Raw genomic sequence first — 16,757 nt, 5'->3', positions numbered from 1 at the left:
CACCACACCCTTTCGCATCGTGTCTGATACTGCCCGCAAACCCCTGATTCTCATTTCCAACGACGACGGCATCACGGCCCCCGGCATTGCCACGCTCGTGCGCGTCATGCGCCGCATCGGCGAGGTAGTGGTGGTGGCGCCTAACTCGCCGCAGTCGGGCATGGGCCATGCCATCACCATCGGCACCTCGCTGCGCCTCGACCCCAGCACCATTTTCCCCGGCATTGAGAGCTACGAGTGCAGTGGTACCCCGGCCGACTGCGTGAAGCTGGCCAAGCACCACGTGCTGAAAGACCGCCAGCCCGATCTGGTGGTGTCGGGCATCAACCACGGCTCCAACTCGTCGGTGAATGTGCTGTACTCAGGCACGATGTCGGCGGCCATCGAGGCGGCCATCGAAGGGCTGCCGGCCATCGGGTTTTCGCTGTGCGAATACGGCCACAACGCCGACTTCGAGCACACCGAAGCCTGGGTGGAGCACATTGTGCGGGAGGCGCTGGCGTACGGTATCCCGCAGGGTACGGCCCTGAACGTGAACATTCCCAAGAAGTCGGAGCAGCCAATTGCGGGCATCCGCATCTGCCGCCAGGCCCGCGCCAAGTGGCAGGAAGAGTTCGATTTGCGCCACGACCCCTACAAGCGCCCGTATTACTGGCTGATCGGGGAGTTCGTGAACCTCGATCAGGGCACCGACACCGACGAGTGGGCGCTGGCCAACAACTTCATATCGGTGGTGCCCTGCCAGTTCGACCTCACGGCCCACCACGCCATCAGCAGCCTGAACGCCAGCTGGCAGCTGGGCCCGAAATTCGACGGCCCCACGCAGCCCGCCCCGCACCTGGGCAGCGCCACCCCCGAGCCCGGCGAATCGGCCGAAGGACTGGGGTAGAGAGTAGCCAGCAAGTAAAACGAAAAGCGTCGGCCAGCACTGGATTTACAAGTGCCGGCCGACGCTTTTTATGCTGGTGAGAAGCTCATTGGGGCAAGCTGCGCACGTGGCGCACTACTGGCCCGGGTGCGTGGCGTACTACCAGCGGGACGCTGTGCGCTACGGCTGCCGGCGGCGTGGGCTTGAGCAACACGGGTAGATAGAGCATTGCGGCCAGTGCGGCCAGCAGCAGCAAAATGCCGAGCAACGGCCGGGCGTAGGACTGGTGGCGAATGGAAGGAAGTTTCATGCTGGTGGTAGTTGAGCGAGTGGGAGCTCTAAGCTAGCACGCTCAGCATGAAGACTGTATGAGTAAAAGTGCTAGGTGTCAGAGGGTTTAGTGGCAGCCTCACCGGCAAATTCCAGCGCAAACGTGGTGCCTTTGCCCAGCTCCGAGGTAGCCGTGAGGGTGGCTTCGTGGAAGGTGGCAATGGTGAGGGCAATGGGCAAGCCGAGGCCGAAGCCTTCCGGCGATGCGGCCCCGCCCGCATTAAAGCGCCGGAACCGGTCGAAGAGGTGGGGTAGGTTTTCGGGGGCAATGCCCGGCCCGGTATCGGCCACGGCCAGGCGGTAGCCGCCGCCTGGCAGCAGTGAGCCCGTCACGGTGATGCTGCCGCCCCAGCGATTGTACTTGATGGCGTTGCTGAGCAGGTTGAATAGCAGCGTAAACAGCAGCGTGTGGTTGGCACGGGGCAGCACTAGGTCGGGGGAAAGCTGGGTGTGCAGGTGCAGCTCGCGCTGGGTTAGCCGGTCGTCAAGCTCGTTGAGAACTTCGGCCAGCACGGTGGCCAGGCTCACCGAGTCCTCGCGCAGGTACTGCTCGTTTTCGATGTTGGCGATAAGCAGCAGCGTCCGGACGGTGTTGCGTAGGCGGTAGAGCGTTTTCTGCGACTCCACGATCTTCAACGAGTGCGCGTGGCTGAGGTCAGGGTCCTGCAGCATGTTCTCGAAGCGCGTCTGCAGAATGCTGACCGGCGTTAGCAACTCGTGCGACACGTTGCTCATAAACTCGCGCTCCTTCTCAAACGCCGACTGCACCTGGTGCATCATTTCGTTGAGGCTGTCGTCGAGGCGCCGGAAGTCGGTGGTGCTGGTGCTGATGGGGGCGAAGGGGAAGGCCGACGGGTGGCGCACGTTGCGCAGCTTGCGCGTTATCAGGTCGCTGAGGGGGCGCAGCAGGAAGCGCGCAAAGGCCGCGTCCGTCACGATGGTGAGCAGGGCGCCCACCACCAGCACCCACAGCGCCAGTTGCCGCAGCGTGGCTTCCAGCAACTCCACCGTAGCCAGCGACGAGCCGATTTCTAGGCGGTAGGGGCGGCCCTGCGCCGCAAACTGGTAGCTCAGAATCCGGAAATCCTCTACATCGTTGTCGACCTGCCGCTGCTCATCGAAAATGCGCTCCACGGCCGCTACGGGTACCTGGCCCGCTTCCGGCGTCAGGCTGATGTATTCCTGCTTGAGGATGTTGTAGTCGGCGTAAGCCTCGTTCTGCTCCTGCCGCACAAAGGCAGTCAGGCCGTCGCGGGCAATCAGGGCCAGCACCTCGCGCTTCTTCTCGTGCAGGCGTTGGTCGGTGTGCGACACGGCCACCCGGCTCACGATGGGCGGAATCACCAGCGCCCCCAGCAGCACCAGCAGCAGCTTGGACAAGGCATTGAACAGGGCCAGTTTAGCTTCAAGGCGCATGGGGGAGTAACTGGTAGTTAGAACTGGAATTGCCTCCGGATTTCTGCCCCTGAATGTGCGATTAGCTGACCCAATATTTGATCCGACAATCCCATTATATCCAGCCATTCCCGATCCTGCCGAACCACGCGAGCGGTGCGCAGCAGCGCATCGGACCTGCTAAACTTGTCAAGAGCTTTAACGCGTAAACGCTGCGCTAGCCAGTAGATGCTTTTAGGAATGTATTTGCTGGTCAGTAAGATATCGAGCGTATTTTCGTGCAGGAACGTAATAGCATTGCATTCGAACTCCTCGAAGATCATATACTCTACTACCTGATCTTCCATTCGTAAAACCTGGCCGGAAGAGCTTTTCAGGGTGGAGACGAAATAGCCAAAAGATTCGGACGCAGATATAGACATCATCGGCAGTAAGTAATCTAACCTGATTCTGAAATTCTGTAGCCTATTCCGCGCACGGTTTCCAGGAAATCGGCGGGGGCGAAGGACGTGAGCTTCTTGCGGATGTTCTTGATGTGCACGTCGATGTAGTTGGAGTCGGAATCGTCTTCCAGCACGTTGCCCCATAGGTGCTCACCCAGCTGCAGGCGCGTGAGCACGCGGCTTTTGTGCAGCAGCAAATAGTGGAGCAGGTCGAATTCCTTTTTGGTGAGCGGCACTTCCTGCTCGCTGTGGCGCAGCACGCGGGCCGTCACGTCCATCTCGAAACCCTGCCCGAAGGTGATTTCCTGCCGCCGCAGCCCAAACTTGCGGCGCGTGATGGCCTGCATCCGGCTCTGCAGCTCCAGCAGCGAAAACGGCTTGGGCAGGTAGTCGTCGGCGCCCAGGTCCAGGCCTTTGATTCGGTCGTCGAGGTCGCCGCGGGCCGTCAGGATGATGAAGGAAGCCTCCTGCTTGTCGTTCTGGCGAGCTTCGTGCAGCAGGTCCAGGCCGTCGCCGCCGGGCAGGCCCAGGTCCAGCAGCACGAAATCGTAGCTGTTGACGTAAATTTTCTCGGAAGCCTCCGCGAAGGTGAAGGCCGAATCGACGAGGTACTGCGACTGCAGCAGGAACTGTTTCACCTCCTGGTGCAGGCCTTTTTCGTCTTCGACAAGCAGAATGTGCATAGAAACAAGCTAAATGTGGTGCAACATACGCGCCGCCAGCGTGAAGAGAGCATGAAGTAGGCTGCGTTGGCGCGGTGCCGGACACTCGCTGCGCTCGTCGCCAAGCTGGAGCTTAGCTTTACTTCAGGTACGCACTCAGCTCCGAAATAGAGCTGATGCCCAGCTGCTGCGCCTGCTGCCGGCGCATAAGCAGCGCGTAGGTGTTGTTGAAGCCTAGCGGCGCCAGCCATTCCAGCTGGTAGCGCCGCCGGAACTGCTGGCGCACGTAGCCGAACACCGCCCCGGCGTCGGCGCCCAGCGAATCGACGGTGGCGGGCGGGGGCTGCAGCAGCACCAGCAGCCCGGTGCCGCTGTACTCGGGGTACATGTCGATGGCGCCGCTGCGCAACGCCTCGAAGCAGATGGTGGTGCCGCCCAGCCCGGTTTTGGTGCTCACGTCCAATGCAGTATAGCCCCGAATCAGGCTGGCGTATAGCTCGGCCAGAATGTACTGTTCGGCAAAAATCTTGGAGCCCAGCTTCACGACGGGCGCGCCCGCGCTCAGCGGCCGGGGTGCCCGCCACAGCCCGCGCCGCCGCAGAAACGCCAGCGCCACCGCCTTGGGCTCCTCGTGCAGATAGTCGACGCGGTAGTTGAGGTCGGTCATCACGGAGTCGGAGAGCTGGCCGGCCAGCATCCCGAATACGGCCCGCAGCTCGGGGTGCTCGGTGAGCAGCCCGGTCCGCACCACGGGGGCTGCGAAGTAGGGCGGGAACACGTGCCGGTCATCGTGGAGCACGCGCAGGTGGTAGGCCTTGATGCGGCCGTCGGTGGAGTAGCCGTCGATGAGGTCCACGTTGGCGCTGCGGGCGGCTTCGTACACCAGAGCCGGGGCCAGCACCACGCTGGGCAGGCGGCCCAGCCCGTACGCCTGGCGCAAACCCGGCAGGCCGTCGGCGCGGCCGATGAACTCGGGGCTGAAACCGGCCAGCAGCTTGCCGGCAGCTCGGGGCAGCAAATAGAGGCCCGCCAGCAGCGGCAGCGCTACCAGCAGCCCGCGCCCCACCGCCACCAGCTTCCGCCCCGACAGCCGCTGCACGCCGCCCAACGTGGCATCAAAGGCTAGGGCCAAGGCGGCAGCCGGAATGGCGCCCGCCAGAATCATTACCGGGTTGTTGAGGGCAATGCCACCGAAGATGAACTCTCCGAGGCCGCCAGCCGCCACATAGGCCGCCAGCGTGGCCACGCCCACGTTGATGACGGCCGCCGTGCGGATGCCGGCCATGAGCACCGGCAGCGCCAGCGGCAGCTCCACGCGGCGCAGCAGCTGCCCGTCGGTGAAGCCCAGCCCGCGGGCGGCGTCCACCACGGCCAGCGGCACGCCCTGCACGCCCGCTACCGTGTTGCGGATGATGGGCAGCAAGGAGTAGAGGAACAGAGCCAGAATAGCCGGCCCCGGCCCGATGCCCAGCAGCGGAATCAGGAAGCCCAGCAGCGCAATGCTCGGAATGGTCTGGAGCACACCGGCCGCGCCCAGCACCCAGGGCGCCAGCCGCGGCCGGCGCGTGAGCCACAGCCCCAGCGGCACGCCCACCAGCACGCCCAGCAGCAGCGAAGCGGCCGTCAGGCCGATGTGCTGCAGGGTTTGCTCGCCGAGTTTGCCGGCCTGCGTCTGCCAGAAAGCCAGGAGTTCGTGGAGCGTCTTCATGGCTTCGATAGACGGTGGACAGCCTGCCCGAATGCACTCATCAGCGAGGCCAGCGTGAAGGGTACGGCCGGGGCCTCAGCGGCTGCTGGTTGCGTCAGCAGCACCCGCTCAGTGGCCGGGTCTGAGGCCGGGTCGATGACGCTGAGGGCCTCCAATGCCTCCTGAATAGTTGCTGTAAGTGGCAGGATTTTGTGGTTTGAAGATGAGGTGTTTGTGTACTCGGAAGCTAAATCGGGTAGCACGTCCTGCAGCCGTAGCGTGCGGAGCTGCAGGCTCAGCTTTTCGGCCTCGAAGAAGCGCCGCACGAAGTCGTTGGCGGGCTGGAACAGCAGCTCCCGCGGGGTGCCCAGCTGCTGCACTTGGCCGGCGTCCAGCAGCAGAATCCGGTCGGCCAGCTCGAATGCTTCCTGCACGTCGTGGGTCACCAGCACCATGGTCTTGCGGCGCAGCTCATCCAGCTCCCGGAACTCACGCCGGATGCCGGCCCGCGTAATCGGGTCGAGGGCGCCGAAGGGCTCGTCGAGTAGCACCAGGGGCGGGTCGGCGGCCAGGGCGCGGGCCAGCCCCACCCGCTGCTGCTGCCCGCCCGACAGCTGGTGCGGGTACTGGCCGGCGTAGCGTTCCGGTGGTAGGTGCAGGCGCGTCAGCAGCTCGTTGGTGCGCTGGGCAATGGCGGCCGGCGCGTGGCCTAGCAGGCTCGGCACCACACCCACGTTTTCAGCTACGGTGTAGTGCGGCAGCAAGCCCACCTGCTGAATCACGTAGCCGATGCCGCGGCGCAGCTGTGCGGGCGGCAGCTGGCGCACGTCCTGCCCGGCCAGTTCCACGGTGCCGCTGTCGGGCTCCACGAGGCGGTTGAGCATGCGCAGCAGCGTGGTTTTGCCGCAGCCGCTGGGGCCCAGCAGCACCAGCGTTTCGCCGGGCTGCAGCGCAAACGTCACGTCCTGCACCACGGCGTGTGGGCCGTAGTGCTTGGTCAGCTGGTGTACCGCAAGGGCAGGGGTAGCTTCGGGCATAGGCCGGTAAGGTAGCAACGGATGCGGCAGCAGCAACCGGCAACAGGCCTGGTTTTGCGGGTTGCAGCGGCATTTGGTGCCGCTTTTCGTTGATTCAACACAATTCTGTGACCCGCCCGAATTGCGCCCCCGCCAATTTCTTGCGTGCTTTAGCCCATGAAACGACTCTATTGCGCCCTGCTGCTGCTGGCCGGCCTGGCCCGCCCGGCCGCCGCCCAGGTGTACCGCACCACCGACCCGCTGGCCCACACCTACAGCATCGTGGCCCGCGACCCCGCCACCGGCGACCTGGCCGTGGCCGTGCAGAGCCACTGGTTTTCGGTGGGCACCAGCGTGAGCTGGGCTGAGGCCGGGGTGGGGGCCATTGCCACCCAGTCGTTTACCAACAAGTCGTTTGGGCCGCGCGGGCTGGCTTTGCTGCGCGCCGGCAAAACCGCCCAGCAAGCCCTCGACGAGCTGCTCAGCACCGACGACGGCCGCGACGTGCGCCAGGTGGCCATCGTGGACAGCAAAGGCAACGTGGCCACCCACACCGGCGCCAAGTGCATTGATTTCGCCGGCCACCGGCAGGGCACGCAATTCTCAGTGCAGGCCAATATGATGCTCACCGAGAAGGTGCCCGCCGCCATGCAGCGGGCCTTTGAGGCCGGCGCCAAGCTGCCGCTGCCCGAGCGCATGCTGGCCGCCCTCGACGCGGCCCAAGGTGCCGGCGGCGACGTGCGCGGGCGGCAGTCGGCGGCGCTGCTGGTGGTGCGGGCCAAGCCGGGCGCGGGCGTCTGGGAAGACCGCCTCGTGGATTTGCGCGTGGACGATGCCGCCGAGCCGCTCAAGGAGCTGCGCCGTTTGCTGAGTTTGCACCGCGCCTACGAGCACATGAACGCCGGCGACCTGGCCGTGGAGAAGAACGACGTGCCCGGCGCCATCCGCGAGTATGAGGCCGCCGAAAAGCTATTTCCCAACAACCTGGAAATGCGCTACTGGCACGCCATCAGCCTGGCCAACAAGGAGCAGGTGCCGGCCGCGCTGAAGCTGCTGGCCCCCATTTTCCGGCAGGAGCCCAACTGGCGCGAGCTTACCGAGCGGCTGCCTAAGGTGGGGTTGCTGACGGTGAGTGCCGCGGAATTAAGACAGATTCTGGCCCTGCGCTAAAGCACGAAAACAAGGCACACTCGCCCTTACCCTCAACAGATGCTGACTCTTGCTTTCCGCTGGCTGCTGTTAGCACTGCCGTTGCTAAGCGTGAACACACGCTGCACTCCTTCACCTCAACGCGTGGATAAGGACTTTGCCAAGCAACCCTCCACCACCGTCTACGTCGTGCGCCACGCCGAGAAAGACCTCACGCCCGGCCTCGCCGACCCGCCCCTGACACCCGCCGGAGAGCAGCGGGCCCTGGCTTTGCGCGAAACGCTGAATAAGATGCCGCTGGACGTGGTGTTCTCTACGGCTACCACCCGCACCCGCGCCACGGCCGCCCCGCTGGCGGTCTTGAAAAACCAGCAGGTTGTGCCCTACGACGCCAAGCAGCTGCCCGCCCTGGCCGCCCGCATCCGGCGCGACTACCAGGGGCGCACGGTGCTGGTGGTCGGTCATTCCAACACCATCCTGGAAACCGTGGAAGCCCTGGGCGCGCCCCGCCCGGTGCCCACTGTGGGCGACAACGAGTACGACTACCTGCTGGAAGTGCGCATCCCGGCGGATTCCACTCGCGCTGCTACGGCCACCGCCCGGCGCTACGGAGTGCGCAGCGCCGGCAAGTAACGGGCGCGCCGCTGCAACCCGCCCCGCTTTTCCTGCTACTTTAGCCGCGCTGTGCCACCCCAGGCGCTGCCGGTTTCTCTCGTTTCTCTGCTCTTTATGATTTCATCTTTCCGCCGCCTCACCCTGGCCGGCCTGCTGCTGGCCGCCGCCCCGGCCGCCGCCCAGACTGCCCCCGCCACCGACTCCTTGGCCATCCGCCGCCTCTACGACGAAGCCCTGCTGCGCGGGCAGAGCTACGACAACCTGCGCGAGCTGTGCACCAAAATCGGCGGGCGCCTCAGCGGCTCGCCGCAGGCCGAGCAGGCCGTGCAGTGGGGCAAGCGCGAGATGGAAAAGATGGGCCTCGACCGGGTGTATCTGCAGGAGGTGATGGTGCCGCACTGGGTGCGGGGCGCCAAGGAAAAGGGCCGCGCCATCGGCGCCAAAGGCAAGGGCGTCGACTTCAACGTGTGCGCGCTGGGTGGCTCAGTCGGGACGGGCGGCAAGCTGAAGGCGCAGATAGTGGAGGTGCACAGCATGGCCGAGCTGGCCGCGTTACCCGCTGAGAAAGTGAAAGGTAAGTTCGTGTTCTTCAACCGCCCGATGAACCCCGTGCACGTGGAAACCGGCCGGGCCTACGGCGAAGCCGGCGACCAGCGCCGCAGCGGCGCCTCCGAGGCTGCCAAGCGCGGCGCCATCGGGGCGCTGGTGCGCAGCCTCACGCTCACCCACGACGACTACCCCCACACCGGCACCATGCGCTACGACGAGGCCGTGGCCAAGGTGCCCGCCGCCGCCCTCAGCACCAACGGCGCCGACCAGCTCAGCCAGTTGCTCAAAGCCGACCCCAACCTGCAGTTTGAGCTGGACATGAGCTGCCAGACCCTGCCCGACGTGAAGAGCTACAACGTAGTCGGCGAGCTGAAGGGCTCGAAGTACCCCGACGAAATCATCACCGTCGGTGGCCACCTCGACTCCTGGGATTTGGCACAGGGCGCCCACGACGACGGCACGGGCTGCGTGCAAAGCATGGAAGTGCTGCGCCTGCTGAAGGCCTCGGGCCTGAAACCCGAGCGCACCGTGCGGGCTGTGCTGTTTATGAACGAGGAAAACGGCGTGCGCGGCGGCGAGAAATACGCCGAGCTGGCCAAGGCCGCCAACGAAAAGCATCTGGCCGCCATGGAGTCGGATGGGGGCGGGTTCACGCCGCGCGGCTTCAACATCGAGGCCGATGCCGCCACGGTGCGCAAGGTGCAGCAGTGGCAGCCGCTGCTGCGCCCCTACGGCAGCGCCGAGTTCAACGCCGGCCACGCCGGCACCGACATCGGCCCGCTGAAAGCCCAAACCAAAGCCCTCATTGGCTTCGACTGCGACTCCCAGCGCTACTTCGACCTGCACCACGCCGCCACCGACACCTTCGACAAGGTGAACCGCCGCGAGATGGAGCTGGGCGGCGCCAGCATGGCCGCGCTGGTGTACCTGATGAGTAAGTATGGGCTGTAGGCAGCAGGGTGTGAGGCAGAGAAGAACTATGTGATGGGCAATAGCCCATAGCCCCGGAGGGGCGACATATTGGTAGAAAAACAGCCTCCTGAAATAAGTAAAGCCCCAGCGGGGCGACACCTTAACGGCACGTTAAAGGTGTCGCCCCGCTGGGTCTCTATTCATAAAATCCAAGCTATATTCTACCGATATGCCGCCCCGCTGGGGCTACCCCTCCACCAATTCATCGATATGGAAAAGCACCTCTACCTGATTGCGCTGGTGCCGCCGGAACCGGTGCGCGGGCAGGTGTGGGCTCTGAAGCAGGAGCTGCACCAGCGCACCGGCAGCCGCAACGCCATCGGCCTGCCGCCGCACATTACGCTGGTGCCGCCTACCCGCCAGCCGGAACCGTTTGCGGCGGAAGCCACGGCAAGCCTGCACCGGTTTGCGGCCACGCAAACTGCGTTTGAGGTGCACTTGCAGGACTTCGGCTGGTTCACGAACCGCACGCTGTTCGTGCATGTCACGGAAAACCCGGCCCTGCGGCAACTGCAGGCGGCGCTGCTGAGTTGGTGCAGGCAGCATCTGCCCACCATCCGCCCGGAGGCGCGCCCCTACACGCCCCACATGACCCTGGCTACCCGCGACCTGCCGCCTGCCCTGGTACCGGAGCTGCAACAGGATTTCGCGGGCCGCCACTACCAGGCCACTTTCCCGGTCAAGTCCTTCGAGCTCTTCCGCCACGACGGCCGCCAGTGGCACAGCCTCGCCACCTTCCCACTACCACCAGCATAAATAAGGCCGGGCGCTTCCGTCGGAAGCACCCGGCCTTTTCAGTTGTAAGCGGAATCCGCAAAGCCGTTATTCGCAACAGCCAGAAATTGAGACATACCCCAGCCGTGTAACTGGCTGCAAGTTCACGCGAAGCAAAAGCATCGCGCTACACCGAATCGTCCACAAAATCCGCGAAATCCGCGAAAAATCCGTGCTAATCCGTGATCCTAGTTGGCCTCCAGAATCTGGAACAGCTCGTCGAGCTTGGGTGTGAGGATGATTTCGGTGCGGCGGTTGATGGCCTTGTTGGCGGGCGTGTCGTTGCTGGCCACGGGCATGTACTCGCTGCGGCCCGAGGGCGTCACTTGGGCGGCGGGCAGGCCGGAGCTGGTCAGGATGCGCGTGATTTCGGTGGCGCGCAGCACGCTCAGGTCCCAGTTATCCTTGGCCCCGTTCACCACGCCTTTCAGCGGCACGTTGTCCGTGTGGCCTTCCACCAGCACGTTCACGTCCTGGTTGCCCTGCAGGGCGGTGGCCAGCTTTTTCAGGGCCTCCTGGCCTTTGGGGTCTACTTTCGTCGAGCCCGACTTAAAGAGCAGCTGCTCCGACAGCGACACGTAGACCTTGCCGTTTTTCACGTTCACCTGCAGATCCTGGGCGTTGAAGCCCAGCAGGGCGTCGCCCACTTTCTGGCGCAGGGCCTTCACGGCGGCATCTTTCTGGTCGAGGATGCGCTGCATTTCGGCAATGCGCTGCTCTTTGGAACGCAGGTCGGCAGAAAGGGCAGTGTTGGCCTGTTCGGCGCCGCTCAGGTTCTGGTTGAGCTGGTTTACCTGCTGGTTTTTATTGAGCAGGCTGGAGCGCAGAGCTTCTTCGTTACGGGCTTTCTCCTGTTCCAAAGCCGTTTTCTGGGCCTGTAGCTGGTCGCGCGACGATGTGAGGGTGGCGTTCTGCTGCTGCAGGGCCGCAATTTCTTTGGCGTTGCAGCCGCCGAGCAGCAAAGTACCGGCACTGCACAGCATCATCAGGGAAATACGCATGGCAAGAGTGGGATAAAAAGGCGAAGGATATGGACAGCACAACTGTGCCATTGGGGCTTCAAACGGACCAGACTCCCGGGGAGTTGCCCTGGGCGCTGGTGCCGTCTGGATTCTGCGTTACTTTGTCCATAGGTATACCTGGCCCCAAGCCAGTTGCAAAATCCACCAGTTTCTGCGGCCTCCCGTAGGGGTGTCGCCGGCCGATGCGCTCGGCGTTTGCGGCTTGCCAGGGTGGAAAGGGCCTGTACCTGACAGCAATTGCTACATGATTGAGTTGACGTTTTTGCCGTGGCGCGCCGCGGTATTCTGCGCGATGCTAAGCCTGCCTTGGGCTTCTCCAGCGGCCCTCGCTCAAACGGCCACCGACCCGACCACGGCCGGCTACTGGGTGGAGCTGCGCGACAAGGCCGGCGTATCCTTCAATCCCGGCACCTACTTCACGGCCGCCGCCCAGCTGCGCCGCCAGCGCCAGCACCTGCCCGCCGCCGACAGCTCCGACTTCCCGGTGCGGCCCGACTACCTGCGTAGCGTGCGCCAGCACGCCGATTCAGTGCTGCTGGTCAGCCGCTGGTTTAATGCCGTGGCGTGCCGCGCTACACCGGCGCAGGCCGCCGCGCTGGCCCAGCTGCCGGGCGTGCGGCGCGTGCTGCCGTTGGCCGGGGCCGAAATGCTGCCGGCCGCCTGCCCGGCAGCCGCTCCGTCAGTGTCCAACCGGCCTATCAGTGCTGCCGACCGCCAACTGGCCCGCCGCCAGACGCGCAGCCTCGGGGCCGATGCCCTTCGCCAAGCCGGCCTCGATGGCAAGGGCCTGCGTATTGCGGTGTTCGATGTGGGCTTCAGCGGAGCCAACCGGCACGCCGCCTTTCAGGAGCTGTTTCAGCAGAAGCGGGTGGTGGCGACCTATGATTTTGCCCGGCGCACGCCCGACGTGTTTCACGGCGGCGGCCACGGCACCGAGGTGCTGGCCTGCCTGGCCGGCCGCCTGCCCGACGGCACGCCTTTGGGCCTGGCCACCGGCGCCACCTACCTGCTGGCCCGCACCGAGCGGATGCAGCGCGAGATTTACGCTGAGGAACTGGACTGGCTGGCTGCCGCCGAGTGGGCCGACCGCAACGGCGCCGACATCATCAACTCCTCTCTGGGCTACACGGCGCGCCGCTACTTTCCGGAGCAGATGAACGGCAGCAGCAGCCTGGTGGCACGGGCTGCCAGCCTGGCCGCCCGCAAAGGCATGCTGGTGGTAAGCGCCGCCGGCAACGACGGCGACAACGACGACTGGCGCACCGTGGGCACTCCCGCCGATGCCGACTCCGTGCTGGCCGTGGGCGGCGTCGACCCCGAAACCGGCCTGCACCTCGACTTCAGTGCCTACGGCCCCACCGCCGACCGCCGCCTCAAGCCCAACGTGGCCGCCTTCGGCACCGTCCTGACGGCTACGCCCGGCGGCAGCTACGCGCGCGTCGATGGCACGTCGTTTTCCAGCCCGCTGGTGGCGGGGCTGGCGGCCTGCGCCTGGCAGCAGCAGCGCGGCCTCACCGCCATGCAGCTGTTTTCCCAGTTGCAGCAGTCGGCCACGCTCTACCCGTATTATGACTACGCCCACGGCTACGGCCTGCCGCAGGCCGGCCGGTTACCCCGGCCCGTCGCCACCCCGCCGCCTACCCTCGATTTCGTGGTGCTGGACAGCCTGCTGGCCGTAAATATCCGGCCAGAGGCGCTGCAGCCGCTGCCCCTGTACGCTGACTCGCTCAGCCCGCAGCCTGAGGATACTCGGCGCGTGCCGGCCGTAGGGCGCGAGGAGCCCCGCCCGGCTGGATCTACGCAGGCAGCGGCGCCCAGAGAGGCAGGAGTGGTGGCTCTGCCCGCCGCCAACTACCTCTACTGGCACGTGGCTGATGCCCGCGGCGTGCTGCGGCGCTACGAGGTGCTGGAAGTCAGCCAGCGGGCCATTCTGCGCATTCCGCGCCGCACGCTGCAGCCCGGCGACGTCGTGCGGGTGTATTATCTGGGTGCCACGCACAGCTTTCCGGTTTTATGAAGCAACTCTGTTTTAGTCTGGTGCTGGCCGCCGCTGGTTTGGGCCCTGGCTCCGGATACGCCCAGCGCGTGCTTCTGAAGAGCACCGTCGCCAAAGACACGGTGTATGAGCAGTATGGTCCCAACCGGGCGTTTTACAATCACCTATACTTCAGCTACCTGCCAGTAGTAGGCAAGGCGGCTGGGAGCGGAGCGCCGCTACGCTACGGCAGTTCAGCCGAGCTGGCGGTAGGCGTACGCAACAAGTTTCGGCTCAGTGAGCCCCTGAGCACAGGCTTCGACCTACGCTTTGTGCGCCGCACCTATGCCCTGGCCCAGGAGGCCGGCAAGCTGCTGCCCACGCCGGCGCTGCACTACCGCGAGTCGCTGGCAACATCGGAGGCGCATATCGAGGCGTTTGTGCGCCTCAATGTGGGGGCGCGGGGCAACGCCATTGGGCGCTATCTGGACCTGACGGGTTGGGGCGGCTGGGCCCTGAGCACCTCCCACCGCACCGAAGACCGGCCCGGCAGCGGCCCTAAAAAAGTACGCACCACTGAAACCGGTCTGCCCTACCTGCGCCGCTGGCCCTACGGGGTAGGGGCTCGGCTGGGCACGGGCCGCTACGCCGCCGTGGCCCGCTACCGCCTCTCCGACACCTTCACGGCCAGTGCGCCCGCTGCCTATCCGGAGCTTCCGCGCTTGACAGTAGGGGTGGAAATTGGGTGGTTGTAGAGTAGAGGCCCTGCGGCCGCCCTACCAAAGACGCGCATGCAAAGCACTGCAGGGGGGCCGGTACACCGGTTTGGGGGCGGCAATGAAAAAGAAAAAGGTAAACCAGCCCAACCCTGTTCTATTTTTTGGGTAGATAGGGGCAGAGCCGTAACTTTGATATAGAATTTCCTCGTTATGGCAGTTAGTTACTTCCCATATATCAGGAGGTTTTACCCATAGCTGACTAGACTTGCTAATGGTTTCGCACCACCAAATGAAAAAAATCTTACTGGCCGCTGCCTGCACCGGAATTCTGCTCCAGACGACCTCCTGCCTCAACACGGAGAAGGAAATGGGCACTTCCCGCAACCCTGACCGGCCTTTCACGCCCACGCCCGAAGGGGCCCGTGGCCGCGTGAACGAGCGCACTGTGCTGCGCACGGTGAATGCCACCCACTATTTCTCCAACACCAAAACCAAAGATAACTTCGTGCTGCAGCTGCAGGGTACCAAAATCCTGAACTCGCAGGCCCGTCTTATCATTATCAGCAGCGCTGGCGACACCCTCCGCAAGGAATCAATGCCGGCTACGGCCCTGCTCGATCAGCGCGAGATGGACGATCCGCAGTCGGCCACCGTACGCGACAAGGAAATTGCCATTCTGCAGGGCATGAACGCCTTCTTCCGCGACGACCGGTTTATGCAGCCTGCTGTAGCCCGCACGGCCACCCAGCCGGCTGAGGTAGATGCAGAAGGCTGGCAAGCTGTGAAAGCCGACAACAAGGCCTATGGCTTCGACTACATTGCCAATGGCAAGGAGCGCCGCCTGGCGTATGCCAAAAAGCTGCAGAAAGCCGTCATTGTAGCTCAGTAGAGTTGATTTCAGTAAATAATAAAAAAGCCCCGTTCGAAACCGAACGGGGCTTTTTGTCTATGGATGGCCTCCATTGGGAGGCTCCGTAAGCAGGCCTCCGATTAGCGGAGGTACTGCCACTTGTCCAATCACCGATGCAAACTGCCGCGCTGCTCATGAGCAACGCGTGAAGCGAATGTGGCTATCCTGGTAGTTGTGGTTGTCTGGTTTCGACACCTAATCAGGCTCGCTGCCCCGCTGATGGCGCAATCAGGACCCCAGGCTGGCATTGGCTAGCCAGCCCAGCTGGCCGGCGGCGCTGCGCACCAGCCGGTAACCGCCAAACTCGCCCAGTACCGCCACCGAACTCCGGGCCGGCAACGAATCGAGGGCCGCGGCTCCGATGGCGGGAGCGGCGTAGAGGTCGGTGGAGGTGGAGAGAGCCAGGCGACGCAGGGCGGCGGCCGGCACTACGGCGCGGGCCGCCACGTAGCCAATCTGGCCGTTCGGATGTTGCACCCGGTACCAGTCAGCTTGGCTGCCGACTACCAGCAGAGGCGTGTTGCGAGACAGCGCAGCCATTGCCACCTGTTTGGCCACTGGGCCGCGGCGGAGCTCAGTGCGTTTGTCCTGCACGCGCACCCACTCGCCGAGGCGGCCGGGGGCGGTGCGCGGGGCAGCGGGGTCGGTATCGGCGCGGCGCACAAACGGAAACGGGTCGACGGCGCCGCGGCCGCCGCGGTACACGCCAAAGTGCAGGTGTGGCGGGGTGGTGCGTGCGTTGCCGGTGTTGCCCACCAGCCCCAGCGTATCGCCGATGCGCACCTGCTGGCCGGGCTGCACCAGCTGCTTATCAAGGTGGGCGTAGTAGATATGCTGGCTGTGCTCGGTGTCCATGAGCCACACCACGCGGCCGCCGCGCGGCGTTTCATTCACGCGGGTGATGTAGCCGTTGGCCGCCGCCACGACCGGGGTGCCGCGCTTGGCGAAGATGTCGATGCCCTCGTGGCGGCGGGCGCCGCCGTCCCGATCAACGCCCCAAAAGCTGCCCACGGCCACGTCGTTTTTGCCGTGCACCGGAAAGCTCAGGCTGGGTGCCCGCTGAATCCGCAGCGTAAAGCGGCCGGTGCGCAGCAATTCAGGCTGCACGCGCAGCAGGTGCTGGCGGTCGTCCTCGGCCACGTAGCTGAACGCCAGCGCCGTGGTATCGGCGGAAGCCAGGGGGCGAGTGGCACGGCGCTCCGGGTCCAGTTCAAAGGCATCGAGGAAGACGTGGGCGTCGGTGTTTTTGTCGAGGGTGAGGCTGATGCGGACGGTTTCGCCTTCGCGCACCTGATAGCGGTAGGCGGCCGCGGTGGCGCGGTCGGCAGAGAAATAGCCGGTTTCCTGGAAGGGGAGCGTCACCACCAGCGAGTCGCGCAGGGCACGGTCGGCGGCGGCCAGCCAGTCGCGGCCCAGGGCGGTTTCGGCTAGGCCAGCCTGGCGCAGCTGGCGGGCGTAGGCTTCGTGGGGAGTGGTTTTCTGGAAGATGCCTTGCAGCGTTTGCTGCTTGCCGCAGGCGGCCAGCACGAGCACGGATATAAGAAACAGGACGTAGCGAACGGGGAGTGGCATGAAGCGCGGTTGGTTTCCTGCTCAACCCCAAAAACCGCACCGTAGTTCGGCTAGGTGGCCTGCGGCGCCGATGCGGCAGCCGCGGCCAGCTAGGGGGCG

General features: G+C 64.8%; 16 protein-coding genes. 8 read left to right on the top strand and 8 right to left on the bottom strand.

All coding sequences use genetic code 11. From position 1 onward, the window contains the following. The first annotated feature begins 19 nt into the window (after window positions 1-19). Window positions 20-889, top strand: coding sequence for a 5'/3'-nucleotidase SurE (gene surE, locus N008_RS18590; RefSeq protein WP_044017818.1), 870 nt, complete (start codon window positions 20-22; stop codon window positions 887-889). A gap of 85 nt (window positions 890-974) precedes the next feature. On the opposite strand, the gene N008_RS18585 is transcribed toward surE, so the two are convergent. The 6 genes from N008_RS18585 to N008_RS18560 form a co-directional block, all read right to left on the bottom strand. After that, window positions 975-1,178: a hypothetical protein gene (locus N008_RS18585; protein WP_044017817.1), complete on the bottom strand. Its 204-nt coding sequence runs from the start codon at window positions 1,176-1,178 to the stop codon at window positions 975-977. A gap of 71 nt (window positions 1,179-1,249) precedes the next feature. Further along, window positions 1,250-2,614 carry a sensor histidine kinase gene (locus N008_RS18580; protein WP_052381734.1) on the bottom strand — a complete coding sequence of 455 codons (1,365 nt, stop codon included), beginning with the start codon at window positions 2,612-2,614 and terminating at the stop codon, window positions 1,250-1,252. Window positions 2,615-2,631: 17 nt separating this feature from the next. Beyond that, the gene (locus tag N008_RS23345) at window positions 2,632-3,018 is read right to left on the bottom strand and encodes a hypothetical protein (RefSeq protein ID WP_156109407.1); all 387 of its coding nucleotides are present in this window, start codon (window positions 3,016-3,018) and stop codon (window positions 2,632-2,634) included. Between the two features lie 14 nt (window positions 3,019-3,032). Further along, a complete protein-coding gene (locus N008_RS18570; protein ID WP_044017815.1) occupies window positions 3,033-3,719 on the bottom strand; it encodes a response regulator transcription factor in 687 nt (228 codons plus the stop codon). A gap of 118 nt (window positions 3,720-3,837) precedes the next feature. Continuing rightward, the gene (locus tag N008_RS18565) at window positions 3,838-5,406 is read right to left on the bottom strand and encodes an ABC transporter permease/substrate-binding protein (RefSeq protein WP_044017814.1); all 1,569 of its coding nucleotides are present in this window, start codon (window positions 5,404-5,406) and stop codon (window positions 3,838-3,840) included. Beyond that, window positions 5,403-6,422, bottom strand: a complete 1,020-nt coding sequence (locus N008_RS18560; protein WP_044017813.1) for an ABC transporter ATP-binding protein — start codon at window positions 6,420-6,422, stop codon at window positions 5,403-5,405. The genes N008_RS18565 and N008_RS18560 overlap by 4 nt, the downstream gene beginning before the upstream one ends. 156 nt (window positions 6,423-6,578) lie before the next feature. On the opposite strand from N008_RS18560, the gene N008_RS18555 reads away from it, so the two are divergent. From N008_RS18555 to N008_RS18540, 4 genes are all read left to right on the top strand, one after another. Next, window positions 6,579-7,571, top strand: a complete 993-nt coding sequence (locus N008_RS18555; protein WP_044017812.1) for a DUF1028 domain-containing protein — start codon at window positions 6,579-6,581, stop codon at window positions 7,569-7,571. A gap of 39 nt (window positions 7,572-7,610) precedes the next feature. Continuing rightward, the gene (locus tag N008_RS18550) at window positions 7,611-8,183 is read left to right on the top strand and encodes a phosphoglycerate mutase family protein (protein WP_071884569.1); all 573 of its coding nucleotides are present in this window, start codon (window positions 7,611-7,613) and stop codon (window positions 8,181-8,183) included. Between the two features lie 96 nt (window positions 8,184-8,279). Beyond that, window positions 8,280-9,665 carry a M20/M25/M40 family metallo-hydrolase gene (locus tag N008_RS18545; RefSeq protein ID WP_052381732.1) on the top strand — a complete coding sequence of 462 codons (1,386 nt, stop codon included), beginning with the start codon at window positions 8,280-8,282 and terminating at the stop codon, window positions 9,663-9,665. Between the two features lie 231 nt (window positions 9,666-9,896). Next, entirely contained in the window at window positions 9,897-10,442 is a 546-nt protein-coding gene (locus N008_RS18540) for a 2'-5' RNA ligase family protein (RefSeq protein WP_052381731.1), read from the top strand. Between the two features lie 206 nt (window positions 10,443-10,648). Here N008_RS18540 and N008_RS18535 read toward each other — a convergent pair whose 3' ends face one another. Beyond that, the gene (locus tag N008_RS18535; protein ID WP_197062897.1) at window positions 10,649-11,461 is read right to left on the bottom strand and encodes a flagellar motor protein MotB; all 813 of its coding nucleotides are present in this window, start codon (window positions 11,459-11,461) and stop codon (window positions 10,649-10,651) included. Window positions 11,462-11,774: 313 nt separating this feature from the next. On the opposite strand from N008_RS18535, the gene N008_RS18530 reads away from it, so the two are divergent. From N008_RS18530 to N008_RS18520, 3 genes are all read left to right on the top strand, one after another. Beyond that, on the top strand, window positions 11,775-13,499 hold the full coding sequence (locus N008_RS18530) for a S8 family serine peptidase (RefSeq protein ID WP_052381730.1): 1,725 nt from the start codon (window positions 11,775-11,777) through the stop codon (window positions 13,497-13,499). Next, on the top strand, window positions 13,496-14,212 hold the full coding sequence (locus N008_RS18525; protein WP_044017811.1) for a hypothetical protein: 717 nt from the start codon (window positions 13,496-13,498) through the stop codon (window positions 14,210-14,212). The genes N008_RS18530 and N008_RS18525 overlap by 4 nt, the downstream gene beginning before the upstream one ends. Window positions 14,213-14,465: 253 nt before the next feature. Further along, window positions 14,466-15,065, top strand: a complete 600-nt coding sequence (locus tag N008_RS18520; protein WP_156109406.1) for a hypothetical protein — start codon at window positions 14,466-14,468, stop codon at window positions 15,063-15,065. A gap of 249 nt (window positions 15,066-15,314) precedes the next feature. Here N008_RS18520 and N008_RS18515 read toward each other — a convergent pair whose 3' ends face one another. Further along, window positions 15,315-16,658, bottom strand: coding sequence for a M23 family metallopeptidase (locus tag N008_RS18515; protein ID WP_044017809.1), 1,344 nt, complete (start codon window positions 16,656-16,658; stop codon window positions 15,315-15,317). Between the last annotated feature and the right edge of the window lie 99 nt (window positions 16,659-16,757).

It is taken from the genome of Hymenobacter sp. APR13, assembly GCF_000737515.1.
Classification (GTDB): Bacteria; Bacteroidota; Bacteroidia; order Cytophagales; family Hymenobacteraceae; genus Hymenobacter.
Note: the sequence above shows the minus strand (reverse complement) of the source record. Positions and strands in the feature narration are given on the sequence as shown.